This is a genomic window from Metabacillus sp. B2-18 (assembly GCF_021117275.1).
In the GTDB taxonomy this organism is placed as follows: Bacteria; Bacillota; Bacilli; order Bacillales; family Bacillaceae; genus Metabacillus.
The window spans coordinates 4169415-4191238 of record NZ_CP088245.1 but is presented as its reverse complement, the minus strand read 5'-3'; the positions used below and the strand labels follow the sequence as shown (position 1 = coordinate 4191238).

16 protein-coding genes, 1 pseudogene and 1 riboswitch are annotated in these 21824 nt (G+C 36.6%); all 17 genes and pseudogenes read left to right on the top strand.

Annotated elements, in window-relative coordinates; genetic code table 11:
* Positions 1–82 precede the first annotated feature (82 nt).
* Positions 83–1184, top strand: a pseudogene (locus tag LPC09_RS21300) (DNA alkylation repair protein).
* Between the two features lie 430 nt (positions 1185–1614).
* Complete coding sequence (locus tag LPC09_RS21295; RefSeq protein ID WP_098799081.1) at positions 1615–2811, top strand: coiled-coil domain-containing protein; 1197 nt, start codon at positions 1615–1617, stop codon at positions 2809–2811.
* Between the two features lie 220 nt (positions 2812–3031).
* Positions 3032–4222, top strand: a complete 1191-nt coding sequence (locus LPC09_RS21290) for a GTP-binding protein (protein WP_098799082.1) — start codon at positions 3032–3034, stop codon at positions 4220–4222.
* Between the two features lie 27 nt (positions 4223–4249).
* Positions 4250–4399, top strand: a complete 150-nt coding sequence (rpmG, locus tag LPC09_RS21285) for a 50S ribosomal protein L33 (protein ID WP_098799083.1) — start codon at positions 4250–4252, stop codon at positions 4397–4399.
* A gap of 185 nt (positions 4400–4584) precedes the next feature.
* Positions 4585–4690: riboswitch (cobalamin riboswitch) on the top strand.
* A gap of 130 nt (positions 4691–4820) precedes the next feature.
* Entirely contained in the window at positions 4821–6647 is a 1827-nt protein-coding gene (locus LPC09_RS21280; RefSeq protein ID WP_098799084.1) for a DUF4430 domain-containing protein, read from the top strand.
* A 93-nt stretch (positions 6648–6740) separates the two neighbouring features.
* Positions 6741–7547 (top strand): DUF4430 domain-containing protein, encoded by an 807-nt coding sequence (locus LPC09_RS21275; RefSeq protein WP_231309793.1) that lies wholly within the window; start codon positions 6741–6743, stop codon positions 7545–7547.
* 6 nt (positions 7548–7553) lie between these two features.
* The gene (locus LPC09_RS21270) at positions 7554–8441 is read left to right on the top strand and encodes an energy-coupling factor transporter transmembrane component T (protein ID WP_098799093.1); all 888 of its coding nucleotides are present in this window, start codon (positions 7554–7556) and stop codon (positions 8439–8441) included.
* Complete coding sequence (locus LPC09_RS21265) at positions 8414–10063, top strand: ABC transporter ATP-binding protein (protein ID WP_098799086.1); 1650 nt, start codon at positions 8414–8416, stop codon at positions 10061–10063. Before LPC09_RS21270 ends, LPC09_RS21265 begins: the two co-directional genes overlap by 28 nt.
* Complete coding sequence (locus tag LPC09_RS21260) at positions 10045–10734, top strand: ECF transporter S component (RefSeq protein WP_231308221.1); 690 nt, start codon at positions 10045–10047, stop codon at positions 10732–10734. The genes LPC09_RS21265 and LPC09_RS21260 overlap by 19 nt, the downstream gene beginning before the upstream one ends.
* A 272-nt stretch (positions 10735–11006) precedes the next feature.
* Positions 11007–12149 (top strand): histidine kinase N-terminal domain-containing protein, encoded by a 1143-nt coding sequence (locus LPC09_RS21255; RefSeq protein ID WP_176551199.1) that lies wholly within the window; start codon positions 11007–11009, stop codon positions 12147–12149.
* A 200-nt stretch (positions 12150–12349) separates the two neighbouring features.
* Positions 12350–13231, top strand: coding sequence for a 6-phosphofructokinase (locus tag LPC09_RS21250; RefSeq protein ID WP_231308220.1), 882 nt, complete (start codon positions 12350–12352; stop codon positions 13229–13231).
* Positions 13228–15240 carry a transketolase gene (tkt, locus tag LPC09_RS21245; protein WP_231308219.1) on the top strand — a complete coding sequence of 671 codons (2013 nt, stop codon included), beginning with the start codon at positions 13228–13230 and terminating at the stop codon, positions 15238–15240. The genes LPC09_RS21250 and tkt overlap by 4 nt, the downstream gene beginning before the upstream one ends.
* A 95-nt stretch (positions 15241–15335) precedes the next feature.
* Positions 15336–16280, top strand: a complete 945-nt coding sequence (locus LPC09_RS21240) for a DNA-binding transcriptional repressor DeoR (RefSeq protein WP_098799089.1) — start codon at positions 15336–15338, stop codon at positions 16278–16280.
* A 66-nt stretch (positions 16281–16346) separates the two neighbouring features.
* The gene (locus tag LPC09_RS21235; protein WP_231308218.1) at positions 16347–16871 is read left to right on the top strand and encodes a type 1 glutamine amidotransferase domain-containing protein; all 525 of its coding nucleotides are present in this window, start codon (positions 16347–16349) and stop codon (positions 16869–16871) included.
* Positions 16872–17519: 648 nt separating this feature from the next.
* Positions 17520–18686 (top strand): IS256 family transposase, encoded by a 1167-nt coding sequence (locus tag LPC09_RS21230; protein WP_098798984.1) that lies wholly within the window; start codon positions 17520–17522, stop codon positions 18684–18686.
* Positions 18687–19174: 488 nt separating this feature from the next.
* Positions 19175–20464 (top strand): IS21 family transposase, encoded by a 1290-nt coding sequence (gene istA, locus LPC09_RS21225; RefSeq protein ID WP_231308217.1) that lies wholly within the window; start codon positions 19175–19177, stop codon positions 20462–20464.
* Positions 20457–21212: an IS21-like element helper ATPase IstB gene (istB, locus tag LPC09_RS21220; protein ID WP_212138677.1), complete on the top strand. Its 756-nt coding sequence runs from the start codon at positions 20457–20459 to the stop codon at positions 21210–21212. The genes istA and istB overlap by 8 nt, the downstream gene beginning before the upstream one ends.
* Positions 21213–21824 lie beyond the last annotated feature (612 nt).

Here is a 21824-nt window from a genome sequence, read left to right as displayed (position 1 = left end):
AATTTTTTGCTCAATTTAACTCTAATAAATCTCCATGATATAATTCTTTATACTAACAAACTAAAGGGTGAAGGAGTTATACATGGCAGAAGAACTTCGAGCTTTATTTAATGAGCAATTTATGAAGAAGCTGAGTAAGGAATTACAAGACAATGATCCACTTTTTAATCAAGAAGAATTTTTATCATCCGTTTATGCAAAAGGCTGGGATGAACTGGCATTAAAACAACGTGTCCGTCGTATTACTCTGAGTTTATCTCAAAGTTTACCTAAAGAATTTGGTGAAGCTGTGGCACTATTAAAAAAAGTGGCTCCTTCTTTTCAAGGAAGTCTTGGTGGAATTATTTTTCCAGATTACGTAGAAATTTATGGGTTACATAGCTGGCAGATATCAATGGAGGCACTTGAATATTTTACTATGTTCTCAACTTCCGAATTTGCAGTAAGACCATTTGTGATGGAAAATCAAGCTAAAATGATGGCACAGTTTTTAGAATGGAGTTCACATGAAAATGAGCATGTCAGAAGACTCGCAAGCGAGGGTTCGCGTCCAAGGCTTCCGTGGGGAATTTCCTTAATAAACTTGAAAAAAGACCCTTCACCAATCTTTCCAATACTAGAAAACCTGAAGGAAGATCCTTCTCTATATGTGAGAAAAAGTGTCGCCAATAATTTAAATGATATTTCAAAAGATCATCCTGAGCTTGTCCTTCATTTAGCAAAGAGATGGCTCGGTACAAATGATCGAACGAATTGGATTGTTAAAGCGGGATTACGGACGTTATTGGAAGAAAGGTGTTCCGGAGGCACTTGAATTATTTGGTCTGGAAAAAAGTGAGCATATTCAGGTTAAAAATTTAACTGTTACAAAGAAAGTGGAAATAGGAGAAGCTATTACATTTTCATTTCATGTTACCTCAATAGATAAAGAACTAAGAAAGCTTAGACTTGAATATGCGATCGATTTTGTAAAAGCAAATGGAAAGCATTCGACAAAGTCATTTAAAATATCCGAAACTTCCATCTCACCAGGAGAGGAAAAAGTTTATACAAAAACACATTCTTTTAGGGATTTATCAACAAGAAAACACTATAGTGGAATGCATGTGCTACATATCATAGCAAATGGTGAATACAAAGCCAAAGAGGAATTTGAAGTGATGAAGAGGACACAAGAAGAATAATCATGTGTCCTCTTCATGTTTGTTTAGATAGTGGATAAAGCGGTAAAAAATTGTCACACTCCGGGAGAGGAGAAGAACTAACTTAAACTGAGTTAGGTAAGATTTCTCATTCATAAACTTCTTTTCTCCCTCCTTTTAACCTACTACTATCAATTTATCTCTTTTTTTATACATTCTTAGCCCTATTAATTCTATTAATAGATAAATACTAGAATTGCGATATAAACTATGTTACAGTTGTAAATGTGCTTTTTTTGAGGCGAAAAAGCTACATTTTGTTACTTTTGAAACATAAATGTAATATTAACAACATAGTTTTGTCATTTTTTGATGATATACTTCTAATTGTGGCTAAATAAGTAAAATAGTATTGTATAAAAATAGATACATAGAATGATTCATGTACGAGAAACGAAAGTAGGGGAAGAGAATGTCGAAAAAGAAACTAGTTATCATGAATTTAGCTGTCATGATTGGATTAGGCAGTTCATTTGCAATTCCTTCGGTTAACGCTGAAACAAGTACAGAAGTTCAAAAAGAAATTAAAGATCATACTCAGGATGTACAAGAAGTACAAGCAGAGTTAGATAATTTAAAGAAACAAAGTGAACGCGTTGATGCAGCAATAAAAGATAACGAAGCTAAGATTAAGCAAACAGAAGAGCAGATTCAAACTTCTCAAGACGAAATAAACGCGATGGATTCTGAGATCGCTAAACTAGAAGAAGCTATTAAAGAACGTACAGAAATTTTAAAGCAACGTGCAATTTCTTACCAACACAGTGGTGGGAATGTAGAATATATCGATGTTTTACTGGGATCTACTAGTTTCGGTGATTTTCTAAACCGTGCACTTGCGGTAGGGAAAATTGTAGAAGCAGATCGTTCGATGATCTCACAGCAAGAAGCTGATGAAAAAGAGTTAAATGAAAAGAAGGTTGCAAAAGTGGAAGTGCTTTCAGACCTTGAAAACTTAAGAGCAGATTTAGAAGGCATGCAGGCTGATATCCTGGCACAAAAGCAACAAAATGATCAATTAAGAAAAGAACTTCAAGATGAAAAAACAGCAAAAGAAGCTGCAATTAACAGCTTAAAACAAAAAGCAGAAGCATTAGCAGCAGCTGAAGCAGCGGCTGAAGCTTCTGCTGCAAACACAACTTCATCTAATTCTGTAACAGTAGCAAAAGGTACTTCAAATAATACAGTTACATTTGAAGACACACCTGTAAACCCTAACGGTACAGTTAATGATTTAATTAGTGCTGGTTATAAATATATCGGAAATTCTGTTTATGTATTTGGTGGCGGAAGAAACTCTTATGATATCGCTAATGGTCGATTTGACTGTTCTGGATTCGTAAGTTGGGCATTCTCAACTGTAGGAGTAAGAGTAGGAGCAAGTACGGAAATCCTAAAAAATACTGGTACAAGAGTACCAACAAGCAGCATGCAACCTGGTGATATGGTATTCTTTGATACTTATAAAAAAGATGGACATGTTGGTATTTATGTAGGTGGCGGTAAATTCATTGGTTCTCAAAGCTCAACTGGTGTTGCAATCGCTAATATGTCTAGTGGTTACTGGGCTCAAAAATTTAATGGTCGCGTTATGCGTGTAAATTTATAATAGAAACAGAGAGGCTGGCATTTAGGTGTCAGCCTTTCTTATTTATGTTTTTCCCGAAATTCTCTTTTTAAAACTTTTTTATTAAACTTATTGCATATCAACAGGAGATAATATAATATATAAAACGTAACTATTACGATTTACTTTGCGTTTTTCTGATTACTTACATAAAAGTATGAAATTCAAATCGTAATCATTTTGTTTTATATAGGAGGATTACATGAAAAATAGAAAGGTACCAGTAACGGTCTTAAGTGGCTATTTAGGTGCTGGGAAAACTACATTATTAAACCACCTCTTAAGTAATAAAGATAATAAGAGAATAGCCGTTATAGTTAATGATATGAGTGAAGTAAATATTGATGCGTCGCTTATTAAACAAGGTGGATTTTCCCGAACGGAGGAAAATCTTGTTGAACTTCAGAATGGCTGTATATGCTGTACACTGAGAGAAGACCTCATTATAGAGGTGAAAAAATTAGTGAAAAAAGGGCATTTAGATTATCTAGTTATTGAATCATCCGGTATTTCTGAGCCTATTCCTGTAGCCCAAACATTCACATATATAGATGAAGAATTAGGGATAAATTTAACTGACATATGTGAACTAGATGCAATGGTAACTGTTGTAGATGCATATCGGTTTTGGCTTGACTATTCCTCTGGGGAGAGTCTTCTTGACCGTAACGAAGCAATAGATCCAACAGATACAAGGGAGGTAGTAGATTTGTTAATTGATCAAATAGAATTTGCTAACATTCTTGTATTAAACAAATTAGATTTAGTTGAGCGAGAAGATATAGATGAATTAAAAGCCGTTCTTCATAAACTGAATCCTGATGCTACGATCATCGAGTCTATTTTTTCAAAGGTACCAATAACAAGGATTTTAGATACGAACCTTTTTGATTTTGAAAAAGCTAGCCAATCCGCAGGGTGGATACAAGAGCTTATGAATGAACATATACCTGAAACAGAGGAATACGGAATCACCTCTTTTGTATATAAGAGGAAATTACCATTTCATCCTGAAAGGTTTATGACTTGGCTTGAGAGTTGGCCTGTAGATGTTGTTAGAGCTAAGGGGTTCTTCTGGCTTGCTTCACGTAATGATATAACAGGACTTCTCTCACAGGCAGGTCCTTCTATTATCATTCAGGGAACAGGAAATTGGATTGCTTCTTATTCAAAAGCAGAGCAGGACCAATTTTTAAAAGAAGAACCGGAGTTATTAGCAAAGTGGGATCATACATACGGTGATCGATTAACTGAGCTTGTTATGATTGGAATCGACATGAACCGTGAATTGATTGAAAGATCTCTAGATGAATGCTTATTGACAAACGATGAAATGAAGAGGGATTGGTCTTCTTTTAACGATCCTCTTCCAGCCTTTACTGCAGAAAATTAATTTTATTTTTTCAAGGAGGAAATGATAATGAGAGTGAAAATTACATTAGCATGTACAGAAACTGGTGATCGAAATTATATTACAACAAAGAATAAGCGTAATAACCCGGATCGAATTGAACTTAAAAAATATTGCCCACGATTAAAGAAATATACAGTGCATAGAGAAACTAAATAAGCGCAAAAGTCATGATCATGCTTCAAAGATCATGGCTTTTTCTTTTGAATCAACCAGGGAATAAATAACTCAATTATTAAATGAATGAAAGGAGAAATGGATTTTTGAAGTTTCTACCATATATATGCAGACTCCTACATATATTGACACCATTTTCATACTAGACTATGATTAAAACAGTTAAAATGAATATGATAAAAATAGGTTGATAGTATTATCCTATCATGAAAAGGGAAGACTGTAAGGATGTTGATCATAAGTCAGGAGACCTGCCTATTTTTTCACCTCGTACTACGCGGATAGGAGGGTGTTAAGAAAAGAAAGAGTCAATTATTGGACATTTTTTTCTTAACGACTGCAATCCTCCTACATAGAGGATTTTTTTTGCCTCAATAAATTTTTATAGATAGGAGAGAACACGTTGTTCAACAAAGTAAAACATATTATATTATCTGTCCTTTTAGTTTCTACCTTATTCGTTAGCACTTTTCAGACAACTGTATTTGCTGCAGAAGGGGAAACAATATCAGTTGTTGGAAATAACAATGAACTATTATTAGATGAAACAAACTATACATTTGCAGAGGATGCAACTGCATTTGATGTACTCGTTCAAGCTGTTGGCGAGAGCCAAGTTAAATACAGTGAGTCTGAATACGGGGTATTTATTACTGAAATAAACGGATTAGAAGCAAAGGATCCATATTATTGGGCTTTTTATGTTAATGGTGTTCAAGCACAAGTTGGCGCAGACAGTTATGTTGTACAAGAGGGTGACGAGTTAAGTTTTCGTTATACGGATTGGACAAAGCCTTCTGAAAATAGTGTGTCACTGCAAATAATTGGTGATAAAGATCATGTGATTTTACCGGAGCCTTCATCAATTGCATACATTGATCAACCAACTGCATTCGATTTATTACAGATTGGTTACGGACAAGAAAACATTGAATATGAAACATCTGAATATGGCGTGATGATTACAAGTATCGGAGGATTAGCTGCTGAAGGTACTTATTATTGGGCATTTTATGTAAATGATGAGATGGCATCAGTTGGGGTTGACAGTTACGCGCTTAAAAAAGCTGATAAAGTAACGTTAAAATATGAATCTTGGGAAACACCAGCTGAAGAACCTACAGAGGAAGAGCAGCAACCTGAAGAGGAACAAGAGCCAGTTGAAGAGTTTGATCAAGCTGCCCTTAAGAATGCTATAAATGCAGCTAGTCAGTATGTTTTAAAACAAGAGGTTGGAGACTGGCAGGCAGTGGCTTTGAATAAGGCAGGAAAGACATTGCCGGCTAGTTATCTAGAAAACTTGAAAAAACAATTAACTGAACGTCAAGGAAGTTTTTCAAAAATAACAGATTATGAGCGACTTACATTGGGCGTTTTAGCAGCAGGTGAAGATCCAACAAATATTGAAGGATATAATCTTGTTCAAGCTATCTATAATGGAAATGTAACAAAGCAGGGACTAAATGGGGTAGCTTATGCTCTTATTGCATTAGATAGTGCTAACTTTGAAGTTCCATCTTCAGCAAAATGGACGCGAGAAGCATTGGTCAATGAATTGCTGAAAAATCAAAACGGTGATGGTGGCTGGACATGGAGTGGTGAAGCAACGAGTGACAGTGATACAACGGCTATGGTATTAACTGCACTTGCTCCGTATGTTGAATCAAATGCTGATGTGAAGAGTGCGGTAGACGAAGCTGTAAATTATTTATCAGCTCAATACAAAAATTCAAAAATTGATAACAGCTCAACAGCTGCACAAGTAGTTATTGCGTTATCGGCATTATCAATTGATTCACATAGTGATCAGTTTTCAAAAGACGGTGTTAGTTTAATCGATTTTCTGCTTTCCTACCAAAATGATGATGGTGGCTTTGACTGGCAAGGTGGAGACACTAGTGACTTATTTACAACAGATCAAGGCTATAGAGGAATCGTTGCGTATCAATTATTTTTAAATGGAAAAGGATCTTTGTATAGCTTAACTCTTGAAAAGAAAAACACAGAGACTCCTGCTGACAACAATGAAACCCCTGTTGTAGTGAAGGAAGATGTTGAAAAAGATACATCTGAAAATGTTAGTACGACTAAAAATGATCCACCAGCAAAAACCAAGGGTTATCCTCTACCAAATACTGCTACCCAAAGTTATAACATGGCATTAATTGGTCTTGCTTTACTTATTATCGGAATAACTAGTTTGTATGTTAGAAAAAGACAACAACAATAACAAAATGAAATGCCCTCTCCATTTGGAGGGGCGTTTCCCATTTATGGATGATCGTATCAGAAAAACTATTGGAGGTGTAACGCTTTGTCAAAAATGAAAACCTTTCTGCTGATTGTGTTCTCGACAATTTTATTCTTTACTGCAGCATGTGAAAAAGACGAAGTATCACCGGTATTAAATGAAGAAACAAGTGAGGAAACACAGTCAAACGATACGAGTGATCAAGAAGCTGAACAAATAGCTGATTCTACAAGAGAAGTCGAATCGGAAGATAAACAAGGAGTGCAAACACAAGAGATAACTACAGAAGAAACAACGGCTGCTGTTGAAGAAGATAAAAAAGAAGAAACAAAAGAACCATCTTCTACATCATCATCACAAAGCAAGTCTTCTAGTACAACAACTAATACAACAAACACTTCTGAAAAGAAAGTAACAGAAAAAACACAAAGCACTACTCAAAAGACTGAAACACCAACTAAAAAAGCTACAAATGAATCAACGAAACAAGATACAACTACTGCTACAAAAGAACAATCAACCACTCCACCACCGAAAAAGGAAGAACCAAAGCAGGCGGTTACCATCTCAATTGCAGGTGATAGTGAAAAAGGAACAATTCTTCCTGCTACAAAGGTTGTGATGAGTGAAGGAAATACAGTTTTGGATGTAACATTAACTATCTTAAAACAAAAAGGTATACCTGTTAGCGTAACAGGAAGCGGTTCATCTGCGTATGTGGAGGGTATTGATAATTTATTTGAATTCGACCGAGGTCAATTTAGTGGCTGGACTGTAAAAAGAAATGGTTCAACGTTAAACCGAAGTGCAGGTGTTATAACAGTCACTAATGGTGATACTGTTCAGTGGATCTATACAACAAATTATAATGAGGATTAATTGATCATGAATAAAGGAATTCATAGCTTTCATCCTTTCGTTAGTTTTTTTTATTATGTGGGCGCAGCAGCACTGGTAATGCTTTATAAGCATCCGGTGTTTTTATTTGTTGCAGCTCTTTTGTTCATTCTTTTTCATTTGCAGCTTGATAGGGGGAAAACACTAAGAAGCTGGCTTGTTATGATGTTTTTTCTATCTATTTTCTTTCTGATTATTAACCCTTTAATCAATCGAAGAGGAACTCATATCCTATTTTATTTATATCATAACCCTGTCATGTTAGAGGCAATTATACAGGGAGTGATTTTAGCATTATCAATCTTTACGCTATTGGTTTTATTTGCTTCATATAACCTTGTGATCACAGCTGAAAAGTTTTTATTTCTTTTTTCTAGGATCCTTCCTCAATGGGCTTTACTAACGATGCTTTCTATGAGATTTGTGCCATTGTTAAAACGAAGATTAAGAGAAATAGAATCGGTACAAAAAGGGAAGGGTTTGTCTGTTTCAGAGGGGAAAATTCGAACTCGTGCAAAGAACGGTATTTTACTTATACAAATTTTATTAACATGGTCTTTAGAGGAAGCAATTCAAACAGCAGATTCTATGGCAGCACGTGGGTATGGTCTTAAAAAAAGAAGCAAATATACGCCTTTTAAAATGAAGGTCCAAGATTGGCTTGTACTGTTTACGTTATTATTAATAGGAAGTGTAGCAGTAGCAGGCTGGTGGCTGGGAGATGGGGTGTTAAGCATCTATCCTATCTTAGAATCACCAGTTATTCAAGGCAGAGAATGGTTTTATCTTGGTGTTTTCACTCTATATCTTGCCATCCCACTATTTATTGAGGGGAGGGAAACAGTTCGATGGCATTTTTGGAAGCAAAAAATATAAGCTTTACTTATCCTGATGAAAAACAGCATGTATTAAAGGACGTTTCATTTTCAGTTGAACAGGGGGAATTTATTGTTCTTTGTGGTTCATCTGGAAGTGGAAAATCCACTTTACTTCGGCTTATTAAGAGAGAGATTGCTCCACATGGAGAAAAAAAAGGAGAGTTCTTTTTAGAGAATAACCCCCTTTTAACTATTGAAGCAGAAGAAGTAGCAAAAAGTATCGGCATGGTTTTTCAAGACCCTGAAAATCAAATCGTTATGGACAAGGTTTTAGAAGAACTTATTTTTGGCCTTGAAAATATGGGAGCATCAACAGAAGAGATGAGAAAGCGAGTAGCAGAGATTGTCCATTTCTTCGGATTAGAAGGTTTACTTGATAAGAAAACATATGAGCTTTCTGGAGGACAAAAGCAACTTGTAAACTTAGCGGCTGTTCTGTTAATGGAGCCAAAGGTATTGTTACTTGATGAGCCAACGTCTCAATTAGATCCTGTTGCAGCAAGAGAGTTTATCGGAATGCTTCAAACGATGAATGAAGAATTTGGCATCACGATTATTATTGCTGAGCATCGGTTAGAAGAGCTCTTTGCGATTGCCGACCGAGCAATGGTGTTGGATAAAGGTGAAATACTTTACTTTGATCACCCGCGTAGAGTTATTCAAAGGCTTGGACTAGATAAGAATCATGCGATGTACAATTACTTACCAAGTCCTGCAAGATTATTTTTAGATCAAAGCTCTGAAAAACATTCTAGTTTGATTCCCCTGTCTGTTAAGGAAGGGAAGAAATGGTTAAATAACTTGCAAGTTAAGGTTACAAATAAAATCACAGAGAAAATAACCTACCAAAATGTACTTTTACAGGTAAAGCACCTTGACTTCCAATATTCGAAGGGTACGAACAAAATATTAAATGACTTGTCACTAAACGTATATGAAGGGGAATGGCTAACGATAGTCGGGGCTAATGGTACTGGAAAATCTACGCTCTTAAAGGTGATGGCAGGCTTAGCTAGAACACAAAGAGGTTCAATTTATTACAAAGGTAAAAAAGTGAAAAAACAACTTTCTAATGAAATAGGCTTTCTCCCACAAAACCCTAAGTTGTTTTTTCTACAAGATACGATTGAAGATGAGTTAAAAGAGATTATTCACTATCATCATGTGAATGCTGGAGAAGAAAGGATACAAGAGTTGCTCGATCTTTTTAAATTAGAGCATCTTTTAAAGCGGCATCCATATGACGTTAGTGGCGGGGAAATGCAAAAGGCAGCCCTAGCTGGGGTGCTGTTGCCACAGCCTTCTTTGCTTCTTGTGGATGAACCAACGAAAGGTCTTGATCCAGATTCTAAGCAGCAATTCGGAGAGCTGTTAAAAGAACTTCAAAAACAAGGTTTAACGATTGTAATGGTTACACATGATATTGAATTTGCGGCAAGTTATTCAACAAGATGTGCAATGATGTTTCAAGGGGCTATTACAACAGAAGCCCCTTCTAAGCGTTTTTTTCAAGGAAATGCATTTTATACAACGGTCGTAAATCGAATGACAAGAGGCAGTCATATTCCTGATGTCTTAACGGTTGAGGAGGCTCGATTGTCTTGGCACGTCCAAAAATAATACTATTGATTTCTGTCTTAATCATCACCTTCATTCTACTCTGTGGAACACTCATTGCGGAGAAGCAATTTCTTCTTGTTAGTGTGCTATTTATGCTCGGTACATTCCTTCCTTTTATGATTCGTTTTGAACGAAGAAAGGTTATGGGAAGGGAGCTTGTTATTTTAGCCATTCTTGCAGCCATTGCTGCGGTTAGCCGTGTTCCGTTTGCCTCTATTCCAAGTGTGCAGCCAACAACGTTTGTGATCATTGTTACAGGGTTCGTTTTCGGAGCAGAAAGTGGGTTTGTTGTTGGTGCACTTGCTGCCCTTGTATCGAACCTATTTTTGGGTCAGGGACCATGGACTCCCTGGCAAATGTATGCCTGGGGGATGATAGGGTTATGTGCTGGATTCTTACGCGGGACATGGATACAAGTGTCACCGATCGGAAGGGCAATCTTTGGATTTATAACAGGGATATTATTCGGATGGATGATGAATCTATGGTATTTTGTTAGTCTTGGCGATGATATAAAACTAGTGGAGTTTTTGGCGTATTATGGAGCAAGCTTATATTTTGATTTAGCCCATGCTATCTCAAATGTGTTTTTCTTGCTACTTTTTGCAACAGGCTGGATGAAGATTCTCCAGAGGTTCAGGAAAAAGTATGGGTTATTAGAAGTTAAATAAATATATAAACGCAGAGCATGGAAATTATTCGATGCTCTTTTTTGTACAATGAGAATAATAATCACTTAAAATTTCATGCAAATGACCTATTGATAGGATAAGGCTAATTTCCCTTTGGATTATTATATAATTGAATTAAAATCAATATTAATCGATAAATTTTTAAAAAATAATAATATTTTCTTGAAAAAAGAAAGGGTTTTTATCGTTTTTTGTCTAATTTTTTATATAGGCCTTTGACTCATTGAAAGCGGTGATAAATATTGAACTCAATGTCTGGATCGATTCATTCTGTTGAAGAGAAATTAATTAAGTTTCTAGAGGAAACAGAAGAGGACTTTTTATCATTATGGAAAGAAAGCATCATTTTACGCGAAGATGATATTTTTAAAGATAGAGTGAGTGGGAACGGGCATCAAATGTACTTATTGGTGAAAAAATCATTGAAAAGCTCTATCAAAGATGAAGAGATAAAAGAGTTAGCCTATAAAGTGGCGAAGGAACGGGTCCTTAGTAAGAGTAATATTGGTGAATTTGTTTACAATGTAAATGTTGGGAGAAGCACGGTTATAAAGTATATTATTAAATCTGGAATTTCAATTGACGATTTACAGCCAATTATTAACAGAATAAATGATCATTTTGATCGTTATTGTTATCATGCTGTTACTAGATATACTGAATTAAAAGATATTGAAATAAAAGAGAAAATGGTGTTTGTTAATCAATCTCATAAAGACCGGTTATCCCTGCTTGGGCAAATGTCCTCTAGCTTTGTACATGAATTTCGAAATCCCCTTACATCAGTTATGGGCTTTGTAAAGTTGTTAAAAAATGAAAATCCCGCTTTAAAGTATATGGACACAATAGAGCATGAACTTGATCAGTTAAAATTTAGAATCACTCAATTCTTGCATGCATCTAAGCTGGAAGTAGCTGATAAGAATAAAGAAGAAATATTGGTTAAGAAGCTTTTCGATGAAATCACAGCGTTTCTTTATCCCAGCATTGTCGATGGTGATGTGAAGTTATCAATGACAATAGATCCTACCTGTACAATTGTTGCAGTAAAAGATGAAATCAAACAAGTATTAGTCAATATAATCTTAAATTCAATAGATGCTTTAAAACATAATAACTCAATTGATCGTAAACTATGTATTAAAAGTGAAGCAAAGCAAGGGTCTATTCTGTTTAATATTACAAATAACGGACCAGAAATCCCGGAAGAAACAAAAGAAGCAATCTTTGAGCCCTTTTATACTACTAAGAGTCTAGGAACAGGAATCGGATTATATGTGTGTAAATCTCTGATTGAAAAGCATAATGGAACGATATATTGTGAGTCATACAAGAATAAAACCTCATTTATCATCACACTTCCTATAAATGAAAAGAAACCGACCGTAGATTAAACAGAGAGGTCGGTTTTTTTATTGTTTTTGTAGGGTTAAGAATTCAACACATTGTAAAGCTTTTACAATATGGAAAAAGTAAAATTTCTAATAATTTAGTGTTTTATATATTTATCTTTACAACTATTTCGTGTATACTAGTCATTGTTACAAATGTTCATTATGAGTTGAACGAAATTTCTTGAGAAGGGGTAACGATAATGAAAATAGGTGTAGTTCATTTTGGTTGTGCTTCAGCAGGTGCAACAGAGATCGTTCGTACCCTAGTAGAAGAAGCATCTATTCAAGGGAACAAGGTTTACGGCATTGAATGGGATTCTTCAACAAATAAGATACAACAAACTGAATTTGACAGAAATTCACTTCATACATTTGGCTTTAATCGGTATAGGTTGAATCGATTTTCTATTAATATATGGAACGAACAGCTAGATAAGATTGCAAGTGAATTATCTGAGCTTGATCAGGTTATTTTATTAGGGGACACAAAAGCTAATTTGGACCATTTTTCATCTAAACTACTGCTAGTACCTGTTAGTTATTATAATAATGTTAGTGGTTCACAAGCTACATTAGGTTATGATACAGCATTAAATTCAATTGTTGAAAGCATTGAAAGTGTTAGGGATACAGCTAGTTCATTATCGTATGGAAAGGTTCGCGTCTTTAATGTTCAAATTCCTGGATTTGAGTCAACAAAGTTAGTAAATGACACAGCATTGGCAGTTGATGCTGAGGTTGTAGATCAAGTGAACAATGATGTGGTAAATCGCTTAAAGCTGCATATTAGATACAAGGAAGCAAATAAAGAAGGATACACCTTTTTTGTCATGGATAGCTCTGTAGACCCAATGGAATTAGGAAAGCATTTTGAAGAGTTTGATCTTGATTGGAAGGCTGTTGTGATCGATGAGTCACAATGTGGCGGGCCTTATCCTACTGCCGTTGATCGACTTCTTGCTAATCAATTAAAAAGATCAGTTGTAGAATGGGTTAGGTCAAATCACAAATCAGGTCAATTACTCATCCAAGATAATAAAGTCATTTTAAGTGAATTGAAACAATCGGAGGGAATAAAATGAGTGAATTAACACAAACAGAAAAGTTATCAATTGAAACAATCCGTACTTTGTCAATTGACGCAATTGAAAAGGCAAATTCAGGACATCCAGGAATGCCAATGGGGGCAGCTCCTATGGCTTACACATTATGGACAAAATTTATGAATGTAAATCCATCAAACCCAAGCTGGTTTAACAGAGATCGTTTTGTTCTTTCAGCAGGGCATGGCTCTATGTTACTTTACAGCCTTCTTCACTTAACAGGTTATGATGTAACAATGGACGATTTAAAAGAATTTAGACAATGGGGAAGCAAAACTCCAGGACATCCTGAGTTTGGTCACACACCAGGTGTAGATGCAACAACAGGTCCACTTGGACAAGGGATTGCAATGGCAGTAGGTATGGCAATGGCTGAGCGTCATTTAGCAGAAACTTACAACAAGCCTTCATATAATGTAGTGGATCACTATACTTACGCTATCTGTGGTGATGGAGACTTAATGGAAGGTATTTCTTCTGAAGCAGCATCATTAGCAGCTCACTTAAAACTAGGTCGTCTAGTTGTATTATATGATTCAAACGATATTTCATTAGATGGTGACCTTGATCGCTCATTCTCTGAAAATGTTGAACAACGTTTCACAGCACAAGGCTGGCAAGTTATTCGCGTTGAAAACGGAAATGACTTGAACGAAATTTCAGCAGCAATTGAACAAGCGAAACAAGATTTAAATCGCCCAACATTAATCGAAGTAAAAACAACGATCGGTTTTGGTTCACCAAACAAATCAGGTAAATCAGCTTCTCACGGTTCTCCACTAGGTGCGGATGAAATTAAATTAACGAAAGCAGCATACGACTGGACATTTGAAGAGGACTTCCATGTTCCAGGTGAAGTTTATGACCACTTTAACAAAACTGTCCATGAAGCTGGAAAAGCGAAAGAAGAAGAGTGGAATTCTTTAGTAGCAGCATATGAAAAAGAGTTTCCTGAGTTAGGAAAACAATTCAAACATGCAGTAAGCGGTGAGCTTCCAGAAGGTTGGGATCAACACATTCCAGTATACGAAGAAGGTTCTAGCCTGGCATCTCGTGCTTCTTCTGGTGAAGTATTAAATGGGATTGCACAAGGTCTTCCATCATTCTTTGGTGGTTCAGCAGACTTAGCAGGTTCTAACAAAACAACAATTAGTGGTAGCGGTGACTTCACAAGCGAAGATTACAGCGGTCGCAACATCTGGTTCGGTGTTCGTGAATTTGCAATGGGTGCTGCATTAAATGGTATGGCGTTACATGGTGGCCTTCATGTGTTCGGTGGGACATTCTTTGTATTCTCAGATTACCTACGTCCAGCAATTCGTCTTGCAGCTCTTATGAACTTACCAGTAACATATGTGTTTACACATGACAGTATTGCTGTTGGTGAAGATGGCCCTACACATGAGCCAATCGAGCAGCTTCCATCATTACGTGCAATGCCTAATCTTTCTGTTGTACGTCCAGCTGATGGAAATGAAACAGCAGCAGCTTGGAAAACTGCAATTGAGTCAACATCTACTCCAACTGCACTTGTATTAACTCGTCAAAACTTAAAAACAATTAAGGGTACGAACGAAACAGCTTATGAAGGTGTGAAAAAAGGAGCATATGTGATCTCACCAGCTAGTAAAGAAACAGCAGATGTTCTTTTACTAGCATCAGGTTCTGAGGTTGGTTTAGCAATAGAAGCACAACAAGTATTAGCTCAAGAAGGTATTGAAGCAGCTGTTGTGAGTATGCCAGCTTGGGATCGCTTCGAAGCACAAACTCAGGAATACAAGCGTTCTGTTCTTCCAAAAGAAGTGAAGAAACGCCTTGCAATTGAAATGGCTTCTCCACTTGGATGGGATCGTTACACTGGAGATGAAGGAGATATCTTAGCAATCAATACATTTGGTGCTTCAGCTCCTGAGAAACGTATTCTAGCTGAATACGGCTTTACAGTTGAAAACGTAGTAGCGCGTGTGAAAAAGTTAATCCAAGAATAATATAGAACATTAAGAGGCTGACTGACGGAAATGGATGTCAGCCTCTTGTATGTTATTATCGCAAGAAAAAAAGTCTAATTAATTAGGTGCAGAAAATGGAAAGAGATAAGCTTAATAAAATCATTGAAGCTGCTAGACTTTACTATCAATTAGATTATAGTCAGCAAGAAATTGCAAAAAAATTAGACGTTTCCAGACCAACTGTTTCCAGATTGCTTAAACAAGCCAAGGATTCCGGAATTGTTGAGATTACCATCCATAATCCTGTTGAGGCAGGTGAACAATTGACGGAACGATTAAGAGAAAAGTTCGGCCTAAAAGAAGTGATTGTTGTCTCTATGTCTGAACATGACAATACAAATATAAAAAAACAGCTAGGTGAGGTTGCAGCTGACTATCTAAACAAAATTGTAAAAGATTATGATGTGATTGCAACTTCGTGGGGTACGACAATTTATGAAGTCGCAACAAGGCTGAAGCAAAGACCCTTAAGCCATACAACAATCGTTCAGCTGAATGGTGGGGTTAGCCATTCAGAGACAAAGACATATGCGTCAGAAATCATTCATTTGTTTGGAGAAGCTTATAATACTCAAACCTTTTTGTTACCGTTACCAGCAATTGTTGATCATATTGTGGTGAAGCAAGCAATTGAAGCAGATCGACATATTCATAAAATTCTCAACCTTGGTCAACAGGCGAATATCGCCATATTTAGTGTTGGAACACCTGTTGTAGATTCTGTTCTTTTACAAGCTGAGTATCTATCAAAGGAAGATCAACATTTAATTCAGTCTAGAGCAGCTGGAGAAATTTGTTCTAGATTTTTTGATAAGAATGGTGAGATTTGTGTAGAAAGTCTAAACAATCGAACGATCGGTATCGAACTCCATGAATTAGCCAAAAAAGAGAAATCGATATTGGTTGCGGGTGGATCCAAAAAGCTGGAAGCTATATACGGAGCACTAAAAGGGAAATATGCAAATGTGTTAATTACAGATCAACATACAGCAAGCTTGTTGATCGAAATGGATGTCTAGTTTAATCATTTGTTTTATTTGGATTGTTAAGGTATTGTGAAACTATGAATAAGGAGGGAGAAGTATATGAGATTTTCAGGTAAAAAAATACTAAGCTTTGTTCATGAAGATTTTGAGGACTTGGAGCTTTGGTACCCAATTCATCGATTACGTGAAGAAGGAGCCACGGTTCATTTAGCAGGTGAAGATGCAAACTTTACTTATAAAGGAAAATACGGAGTTACGGCTACTTCTGATTTTCAATTTCAAGATATTAATCCGAACGACTATGACGCATTACTCGTTCCAGGTGGTTGGGCTCCTGATAAGCTTCGACGCTTTAAGGAAGTAATCGAGATTGTTCAGCATATGGAAGAAAATCAAAAACCAATTGGTCAAATCTGTCATGCTGGCTGGGTATTGATCTCTGCGAAGATTTTGAACGGAAAAACTGTGACAAGCACACCTGGAATCCGTGATGATATGGAAAATGCCGGTGCCAAGTGGCTTGATGAACCTGTTGTTGTCGACGGTCACCTAGTGTCAAGTCGTCGCCCACCTGATCTGCCGGACTATATGAGAGAATTTATTAAGGTGTTAGAGGATAAATAATGTACGTGAAAAGCCCCCTTTTGTTTTAAAAAGGGGGCTTTGTTTGTATAGGACTAGTATTGCTTACAGTCTCTATGGGGACAGGAATTGTTCTAAATAAATTGCGTCTCGAAACAGAGAGAATCGGAACAAAAATCGAAGTGGGGAGAGAAAATGAGTGAATCGGGACAGAAAACAGAAGCGAGCAGTTAATTGAGTCTCGATAGTGGCAGAATCGGGACAGAAATCAGAAGCGAGCAGTTAATTGAGTCTCGATAGTGGCAGAATCGAGACAGAAAGCAGAAGCGAGCAGTTAATTGAGTCTCGATAGTGGCAGAATCGAGACAGAAAGCAGAAGCGAGCAGTTAATTGAGTCTCGATAGTGGCAGAATCGGGACAGAAAGCAGAAGCGAGCAGTTAATTGAGTCTCGATAGTGGCAGAATCGGGACAGAAAGCAGAGCGGGAAGAGAAAATGAGTTTCGATAGTGGCAGAATCGGGACAGAAAACAGAGCGGGAAGAGAAAAAGAGTCTCGATAGTGGCAGAATCGGGACAGAAAGCAGAGCGGGAGATTAAGTCCGTATAATTGTGTAAAAAGAAAAAGGGTTCATTTTATTCACTCTTGGCTACAATGTTTTCAGCTACGATAAACATGAAAAGAGGAATAAGATGACCCAGTTACAGTTTAACCTAGATTTGGAAGTTTTAAAAGATTCTGTATTAAATTCTGATATTGATGCAGTAGTTAAATCAGCAATTGTTTTGGTCTTAAATGAGTTTATGGAAAAAGAGAGAGATGATTATCTACATGCTGCTTCTTATGAACGCTCTGCAGCCCGTCGTGACTATCGCAACGGCTACTATGAACGTGAATTAATTATGAGTATCGGCAAGATACAACTCAAGGTGCCGAGAACTCGTGATGGTGAGTTTTCGACTACAGTTTTTGAAAAATATGCTAGATGTGATCAAGCTTTAGTGATCTCCATGTTGGAAATGGTTATTAATGGGGTCTCAACACGCAAGGTAACACAAATAGTTGAACAGCTATGTGGTAAATCTGTCTCAAAATCGTTTGTTTCTTCATTGACCTTGAAATTAGATCCAATCGTAAATGATTGGGCAAAGCGTCCTTTAAACGTCAAATATTATCCCTATCTTTTTGTAGATGCCATGTATATCAAAGTGAGAGAACACCATAAGGTGGTCTCAAAGGCTGTTTATATTGCCACAGCTATTACAGATAAGGGCCAGCGTGAAATACTTGGTCTAAGTATTGATCATGCAGAGAATTACGAGAGTTGGAGTCGCTTCCTTCAACAGCTAAAATCACGAGGACTTCAGTCTCCGAAACTAGTGATATCAGATGCTCACCAAGGCTTACAAAAAGCCATACAACGTGAATTTTTAGGTACTAGCTGGCAAAGGTGTAATGTTCATTTTAAAAGGAACATTATTGAAAAGTTGCCCAAAAAGGATTCAGCTGATATTCGTATGATGATCAAGCGTGTGTTTGAGGCAATCACTGTTGAAGATATCAGAACCTTTAAGAATGAACTGATGACTCAATTTGGAAATAATCCAAAGTACGAAAAGGCTCTTACTATTTTCGATGAAGGGTTCGAAGATACCATTCAATATATGAATCATCCAGTGAATATGCGCCCTCATATACGAAGTACGAACTCTCTTGAACGATTAAATCAAGAAGTACGAAGAAGAGAAAGAGTTATTCGTATCTTCCCAAACACACAATCTGCTTTTCGTTTAGTAGGAGCTGTTTTAATGGAATACCAAGAATCTGTTTACTCTACAAAATCTATAAGAAGATGCTAATTTTTTCGTAGCTTCCATTATGGAATGATCACATATCCAGGAAAGACTGTCAAAGTGAGGAACCTTTGACAGCCTTCCCTGGATATGTAAGTGAAAGCCCATGGAATTTACGCAAAAAAAAATGTAGGGGATAATACACATATCCAAATGTAGTAGTTGAAAACATTGTATTAAATTTACACAATATTCTGGACTTGACTGAGCGGGAAGAGAAAAAGAGTCTCGATAGTGGCAGAATCGGGACAGAAAGCAGAGCGGGAAGAGAAAAAGAGTCTCGATAGTGGCAGAATCGGGACAGAAAGCAGAGCGGGAAGAGAAAATAAGTCTTGATAGTGGCAGAATCGAGACAGAAACCAAAGCGAGCAGAGAAAATGGGTCCCGATAGTGGGGGAATCGGTATAAATGCTAATTTAAAAATGAACAAAGATGATTACATAAGAATGTACAGTTTTGTGATGTACATGCATACTTAGTTTGAGGTGGAGAGAATGCATGTACAGCTAGATTTAACGACAGAGATAGAAGTAAAAAGTCTAGAAGATTTACCAAAGTTAAAATTTCTAATGGAGAGCTTAAACATGAAAATAAATAAAAGTAAGATAGGGCGAGAATTGGGAGTAGATCGGAGGACTGTGGATCGATATTTAAATGGAAAGGGGCCAAGTAAAACCCGTAATAGAAAATCTAGAATAGATGAGTTATATGAAGTTATATCAGACCTACTCTCAAAGGATTCAATACAAACTTTTTACTACAAGAGAGTTCTTTGGGAGTACTTAAAGGATAACCATAGTTTGAACTGTTCCCAGTCATCTTTCCGACGATACATATCAAACAAACCTGAGTTCCAAGCATATTTTACCGATGGTAAAAGAACTCAAGCAACACAATCTGTTGTTCGTTATGAAACCCCTCCGGGGGAACAGGCTCAATTCGACTGGAAGGAGAACATAAAATACATAACGTGTGATGGGGAGATTATACACGTTAATGTAGGAGTGTTGGTGTTAGGAAATTCAAGGTTTAAGTCTTATGGTTTAACCATGTCCAAATCACAAAGTATATTAATGTCCTTTTTGATGGAGTGCTTTGAAGCAATTGGTGGAGTACCAAAGATCATTTTAACGGACAATATGAAAACAGTAATGGATGAACATAGAACAGAGTATTCAAAAGGAGTGGTTAATGAACGATTTGAACAGTTTGCCAGTGATAGTGGATTTGAAATCAAACCTTGTATTGCAGGAAGGCCAAGGACAAAAGGGAAAGTAGAGAGTATTATGAAGCTCTTAGATGAGATTCATGCTTATCAGGGGAAATTCACTTACGAAGGACTTCACCAATTTGTTCAAAAGCTTTGTGAACGCCATAATCAAAGTTTTAATCAAGGAAATAGAAAGATTCCAATACTTGCTTTAAAACAAGAAAAGAGTCACTTACTCCCCCTACCAAGGAAAGAAATAAGAGACTCTTATAAGATCAAACACAAGCTTGTAAAGGTTAACCCTGCGAGCATGATTACGTACAAATCAAACCAGTATTCAGTACCAGCTGAATACAAAGGGAAAACCGTTGGTTTACAAGTCTATGACGATCACATACATGTATATTATAACACGGATTTGATCGCTCAACATCGAATCAGTAATAAGGTACTGAATTATAAGGAAGAACATTATACAGACGTATTGTCACGGGGAATGCCAGACTATCCTGATATTGATGAGCTAGCTAAAAAGAATCTACTGGCAATGGATGAGGTGTATAAAATTGAATAGTAGTTATCAACAATTAGTAAGTAATTTGGAATATTTAAACTTAAAACAGATGATTACTCATCTTAACGATACCATTGATTTTAGTACCAAGAATGAATTATCTCTCGTTGACACATTGATGAAATTAACGAACTATGAAATAGATGTTCGTGAGAAAACAATGATAAATTCAATGGTTAAGGTGGGGGCATTTCCCCACCGTAAAGAGATAAATGAGTTTAACTTTGATTTTCAACCAACGATAAATAAACAACAAATTCTTGATTTTCTTTCTCTGCGTTTTATCGAAGATAAACAGAATATTATCTTTATGGGGACTAGTGGTGTTGGCAAAACTCACTTAGCGACTTCGATTGGAATCGCTGCAGCCAAAAAACGAACAAGTACCTATTTTATTAAATGTAATGAACTTATCTTAAACTTGAAAAAGGCAAAGCTAGAAAATCGCTTAGAGTCTCGATTAAAGCACTATGGGAAATATAAATTACTAATTATTGATGAAATTGGTTACCTTCCAATTGACAAAGAAGATGCAAAACTATTCTTTCAGCTAATTGATTTGAGATATGAAAAGAAAAGTACAATCTTAACTACAAATATTAGCTTTAAAGAGTGGGATGCGGTGTTCCAGGATTCTAAATTAGCAAATGCAATATTGGATCGTGTATTACACCACGCCACAGTCGTCAACATTGTTGGTCCATCTTACAGAATTAAAGATCACTTAGCAAAAGAAGATGATGATTAATTTTATACATTCTTAAATGATCAAAATTGTACATCGTTAGCTTGACATTTACAGAATCGGGACAGAAAATAGAGAGAGCAGTCAAGTTGTGTCTAGATAGTGGGGGAATCGGGACAGAAACCAAAGCGAGCAGAGAAAATGGGTCCCGATAGTAGATGAATCGAGACAGAAATCTAAGCGAGCAGAGAAAATGGGTCCCGATAGTGGGGGAATCGGGACAGAAAATAGAGAGAGCAGTCAAGTTGTGTCTAGATAGTGGGGGAATCGGGACAGAAACCAAAGCGAGCAGAGAAAATGGGTCCCGATAGTAGATGAATCGAGACAGAAACCAGAGCAAGCAGAGAAAATGGGTCCCGATAGTAGGTGAATCGAGACAGAAAGCAGAGCGGGAAGGATCAAACTTGTGTCTCGAAACAGTGTCTAAATCCAGAAAACACATCCCTCACCAGCAAGATCTTGTACAAATTCTTCCTTAATTTGAACTGATTTCTCTTTTCTTTCAAATTGTCTAACGTTACAAACCCACTGAGTAGCATACAAGTAACCTCATAACCGAATTCAAGAGAAAATTCCCCAAAAAAACCACTTTTATAACGATTCTCTTCATTATAT

What these genes read in the sequence shown, in the direction of transcription:
- LPC09_RS21265 (WP_098799086.1), top strand. Translation starts at nt 8,414, where the DNA reads ATGGCATTTTTGGAAGCAAAAAATATAAGCTTTACTTATCCTGATGAA.
- LPC09_RS21235 (WP_231308218.1), top strand. Translation starts at nt 16,347, where the DNA reads ATGAGATTTTCAGGTAAAAAAATACTAAGCTTTGTTCATGAAGATTTT.
- LPC09_RS21295 (WP_098799081.1), top strand. Translation starts at nt 1,615, where the DNA reads ATGTCGAAAAAGAAACTAGTTATCATGAATTTAGCTGTCATGATTGGA.
- LPC09_RS21250 (WP_231308220.1), top strand. Translation starts at nt 12,350, where the DNA reads ATGAAAATAGGTGTAGTTCATTTTGGTTGTGCTTCAGCAGGTGCAACA.
- rpmG (WP_098799083.1), top strand. Translation starts at nt 4,250, where the DNA reads ATGAGAGTGAAAATTACATTAGCATGTACAGAAACTGGTGATCGAAAT.
- istA (WP_231308217.1), top strand. Translation starts at nt 19,175, where the DNA reads ATGCATGTACAGCTAGATTTAACGACAGAGATAGAAGTAAAAAGTCTA.
- LPC09_RS21240 (WP_098799089.1), top strand. Translation starts at nt 15,336, where the DNA reads ATGGAAAGAGATAAGCTTAATAAAATCATTGAAGCTGCTAGACTTTAC.
- LPC09_RS21275 (WP_231309793.1), top strand. Translation starts at nt 6,741, where the DNA reads ATGAAAACCTTTCTGCTGATTGTGTTCTCGACAATTTTATTCTTTACT.
- tkt (WP_231308219.1), top strand. Translation starts at nt 13,228, where the DNA reads ATGAGTGAATTAACACAAACAGAAAAGTTATCAATTGAAACAATCCGT.
- LPC09_RS21230 (WP_098798984.1), top strand. Translation starts at nt 17,520, where the DNA reads ATGACCCAGTTACAGTTTAACCTAGATTTGGAAGTTTTAAAAGATTCT.
- LPC09_RS21290 (WP_098799082.1), top strand. Translation starts at nt 3,032, where the DNA reads ATGAAAAATAGAAAGGTACCAGTAACGGTCTTAAGTGGCTATTTAGGT.
- LPC09_RS21255 (WP_176551199.1), top strand. Translation starts at nt 11,007, where the DNA reads ATGTCTGGATCGATTCATTCTGTTGAAGAGAAATTAATTAAGTTTCTA.
- LPC09_RS21270 (WP_098799093.1), top strand. Translation starts at nt 7,554, where the DNA reads ATGAATAAAGGAATTCATAGCTTTCATCCTTTCGTTAGTTTTTTTTAT.